This window comes from Geobacillus thermodenitrificans subsp. thermodenitrificans DSM 465, assembly GCF_000496575.1.
GTDB classification, from domain to species: domain Bacteria; phylum Bacillota; class Bacilli; order Bacillales; family Anoxybacillaceae; genus Geobacillus; species Geobacillus thermodenitrificans.
Map to the genome: position 1 here is coordinate 1 of NZ_AYKT01000042.1, position 3,706 is coordinate 3,706.

Here is a 3,706-nt window from a genome sequence, read left to right on the forward strand (position 1 = left end):
ACGTCAGTCAAGCGACAATCGCATATCAAAACGTGATTCACCAAGAAATCATGAAGGCGATTGGAAATGTCCGTGACCGTGGTAAAAAACGCGCAAACTACGCTGTATTGCGCGAAACAAGGATGCCTGCCCTCTTAACCGAGAACCTATTCATTGACAATCCAAGCGATGCGACCAAACTCAAATCCGAGCAATTCCTCCTGCAAATCGCCCACGGTCACGCGCAAGGCATTGTCAAAGCGTTTGGACTCAAGAAGAAAACAAAACAACAACCACAACCAAAAGTGTCTGACAAAAAATTGTACCGCGTGCAAGTCGGAGCGTTTTCTGATCGAAAGAATGCCGAGAAGTTAGCTGAAGAATTGAAGAAAAAAGGATATCCTGTCTATATCGTTGGCTGAACCCTGCCGTACGGCGGGGTTCTTTTTTTATATATAAATGTGGTAACATGTAGGTAAAAAGGAATTGGGAGGAAGAACAATGAGGAAAATTATCTCATTTTTTTTAACGTCTGTCTTTGTGTTATTTTTAGTGGCTTGTGGTTCTGAAACGACTGAATCGAAAGCAAAAGTCGATCCGAAAGAAATCGAAAACAGAATTTCGGAAGCATTAAAACAAATGGGGGACAAAACAAACCTGAAAATTATCTCTAGCGACAAAACCGAAGACGGAAAACACGCTATTGCGTTATCGGACAATATACACATATTTATCGAAGACAATAAAATAACGCTTGCTGCGATGCCTGAGGCCCTTTTAACAGAGAGAAATGATTTAGACTTTGCTTTTGTTTTGTTGGTTGGTACAGCAGATGAATCTTTAAGTTATGGAGATCGTCACAAGGTAGTTTCTAATCTAGGACTTACCGACGATAAAACAAATCTGCTTGAATACACTAAAGTGATTAACCATAATGATGTGCAGTATACGTATAAAGGTGATAAAGATGCTATTTTGTTACAAGCTGAAATAAAATAAGACGAAGCCTACTCACTTTGAGTAGGCTCTTTTTTTATCCATATCTCATTGATCGGCATCCCTAGTTCCTCACAGATTGCATAGGCTACTGGGAACGAGGGCAAAGACCTGTTATTGACGATCGCGCTAAGCGTCCCCAAACTAACCCCGATTTTTTCTGCGAATTCCCCTTGCTTGATGTCTCGCTCCGCAAATATCACTTTTAGCCTACATTTGAATTGCATGACTTCCACCTCTTTTGTTCGCCTTCTAAAAAAGTACGAGCCAAACCACAAAAATGTTTAGAGGACAAGATATAACGGACATTCCCTTCCTCATACCTTTTACCATACTCCATTTCCTGCTTATTTTCCTGCAAACATCGCCACAAAAAGTGAAAACCGCAATGGTGAGCACGACACCGGGAATGGGGGTTTTGGGAAATTTCTTTATTTCACAACTCAAAAAGGAGGATGACAAGTATGTTGGAAGTCATTGGAAGCGGACTGATCCTTGTGGGAATTGCCTTCGCGGAAAATCGCGGTTGGTTGGACAGGGAGAAGGTTGGTTTCATCGTCAACGTGGGCATGCAGGCGGGAATATGCGCGGGCTTGCTCTATTTCATAAGCCGCCTGTCCGAGATGTTCTTGTAAGTCATTCCCTCGCACATTCCCATACAGAACACGGGTGAGCTGGTCCACATCCCCGTATTTTATAGTATTCCCAATCTATCGGGAATATGCCCGCTGACTGGGATAGTTCTTCTCTCCAGAGGTGATTTTTATGCTTGAATTTTTTCTCCTTCCTTTGGCCGTGGGGGCTACCGCTGTTGTATTCGGCCGAAAAAGACAAGGAGATTATGAGCGTGATATCGACAATGTGTTTAGGTATTTAAAAATCGGTGCGACTGTCCGGAATGAGCACGTCTATCCGAAGCTCGTTGCGAAGGAGAAAAAGGAGCTGTATAGCCGATATGTGTACCGTGTGCCATTAGGATTGACCAAAAAGGTGATTGAGCCTATCCAAGAAGTATTGAGCGCCACACTCGGCCGATATGTAGAAGTCACGTTTAAAAAATGGTTGTATATTGACGTATTCCATTATGAGATGCCGAACAAAGTGCTGTATAAAGACGTTCCGGATAGAGACGGATGGGTGATCCCGTTGGGGTTCAATGAGAAAGGGTGGCATTTTCACAACTTTGATAAGACGCCGCATTGTGTCATCGGTGGAACAACACGCTTCGGAAAAACGGTATTCATCAAGTCGGCAATGACTTACCTCATCGAGCATCATCCCGATGATGTGGAGATTTTTATTCTCGATATGAAAGGCGGTTTGGAATTTGAAAAGTACCGAAACATTAAACAGGTCATAAACGTGGCTAGCAGTCCCGCAGAGGCATTTCAATGCTTGGATAGTATTAAGACACTGCTTGAGCAGAAAATGACCGAATTTAAGCGAAATGGCTGGGCTAACGTGGTGAATAGTCCATACCCCAAACGAACATTTTTGTTTGTCGATGAAGCGGCTCAACTGGTGCCGGAACGATTCATGCCAAAAGAAACCCGCGATATGCTCTCCTATTGTCAAAGCGTATTGTCCGAAATTGCCCGGATCGGCGGAGCGTTGGGCTTTCGGTTAGTGTTCTGTACGCAATATCCAACAGCTGATGCGCTGCCAAGGCAGATCAAACAGAACGCAGACCTAAAGATTTCATTCCGGTTGCCAACCAGCTACGCTTCGTCTGTAGTGATTGATGAACACGGCGCTGAAGAATTGCCAAGCGACATAAAAGGCCGCGCCATCATCAAAACACATGAGAAAATGATCGTTCAGACACCTCTTATCGACGACGAGGAAATGACAAAACGTTTGGAGGTGTACTGTGTTGAGAAGCGAAACGAGGCTCACCGAACGGCAGATGAGGATTTTATATGCTTTGAGTAGCCTGCAAGCCCTCTCTCGTTCACAAATACAGCACATGTTTGATCTAGGAAGCAAACGCAACGCCAACCGTATTTTGAGTGGCATTCGTGAATACACGAATACAAAACGCATCGGTGAAGATGTTTACTACTTGAACAAAAAGGGGGCGGAAATGGTAGGTGGAGAGGCGACGATTCGCCGGAACAGCCCGCTGGAACACATCGTTATGCGGAATGACATCTACATCTTTTATCACTATCCAGCAGACTGGAAAGCGGAACCGCGCACAAGATGGCGGGAGAGCGGAAAAGATTATAGCATTGTGTCTGATGCGCGGTTCACCTATCACGATCAGATGTATTTTCTTGAGGTGGATATTACACAAAAGATGTTGGAGAACAAACGCAAAATCGAGCGCTATGCTTATCTATTCCGATTTATCCAACGTCAGCAGCTAGGGGAACCCGTCTTGCTGTTCTATACCGTATCAGCCGTAAAGAAGCGACAAATTGAAGCGATCGCCAAAGAGTACGGCGTGCCTTGCGAATGTCTATTGAAAGTGTGAGGAGGGATCGTGATGGGAAATATTTTGGTGAAACTGCTTTTGCTGCAAGCAACCGTCGCAGATCACCGACTGCAATACGCGGCGATGGAGACGAGTGACGAACGGGAACAAGCATTTGTTAGCGGTGTGCTGGCAGCGTGTGAATTCTTTGAGGACGCGCTTGAGGAGATGTGGGAAGAAAAGAAGGCGGAGTGATCCGATCTTTGTGACCCTTTGTTTCAAGGATAATGGGTATTCCCTAATATTTATTGAAAT

Annotated in this window: 7 protein-coding genes; 6 read left to right on the top strand and 1 reads right to left on the bottom strand. The window is 44.5% G+C overall.

What is annotated here, in order from left to right; translation table 11 throughout:
- Positions 1-401, top strand: a 401-nt coding sequence (locus tag DSM465_RS0117675; RefSeq protein WP_029761950.1) for an N-acetylmuramoyl-L-alanine amidase, incomplete at its 5' end; no start/stop codon positions are given.
- Positions 402-480: 79 nt separating this feature from the next.
- Entirely contained in the window at positions 481-978 is a 498-nt protein-coding gene (locus DSM465_RS0117680) for a hypothetical protein (protein WP_015985918.1), read from the top strand.
- 8 nt (positions 979-986) lie between these two features.
- Here the strand turns inward: DSM465_RS0117680 and DSM465_RS0117685 are convergent, their stop codons facing one another.
- Entirely contained in the window at positions 987-1,202 is a 216-nt protein-coding gene (locus DSM465_RS0117685; RefSeq protein ID WP_029761951.1) for a helix-turn-helix transcriptional regulator, read from the bottom strand.
- A gap of 237 nt (positions 1,203-1,439) precedes the next feature.
- Between DSM465_RS0117685 and DSM465_RS19690 the strand changes: the two genes are divergently transcribed.
- From DSM465_RS19690 to DSM465_RS0117705, 4 genes are all read left to right on the top strand, one after another.
- On the top strand, positions 1,440-1,610 hold the full coding sequence (locus DSM465_RS19690; protein ID WP_169817292.1) for a hypothetical protein: 171 nt from the start codon (positions 1,440-1,442) through the stop codon (positions 1,608-1,610).
- A gap of 130 nt (positions 1,611-1,740) precedes the next feature.
- The gene (locus DSM465_RS0117695; protein ID WP_029761952.1) at positions 1,741-2,907 is read left to right on the top strand and encodes an FtsK/SpoIIIE domain-containing protein; all 1,167 of its coding nucleotides are present in this window, start codon (positions 1,741-1,743) and stop codon (positions 2,905-2,907) included.
- Positions 2,900-3,451, top strand: coding sequence for a replication-relaxation family protein (locus DSM465_RS0117700; RefSeq protein ID WP_230459207.1), 552 nt, complete (start codon positions 2,900-2,902; stop codon positions 3,449-3,451). Before DSM465_RS0117695 ends, DSM465_RS0117700 begins: the two co-directional genes overlap by 8 nt.
- A 12-nt stretch (positions 3,452-3,463) precedes the next feature.
- Positions 3,464-3,646 carry a hypothetical protein gene (locus DSM465_RS0117705; RefSeq protein WP_029761954.1) on the top strand — a complete coding sequence of 61 codons (183 nt, stop codon included), beginning with the start codon at positions 3,464-3,466 and terminating at the stop codon, positions 3,644-3,646.
- Positions 3,647-3,706: the final 60 nt, after the last annotated feature.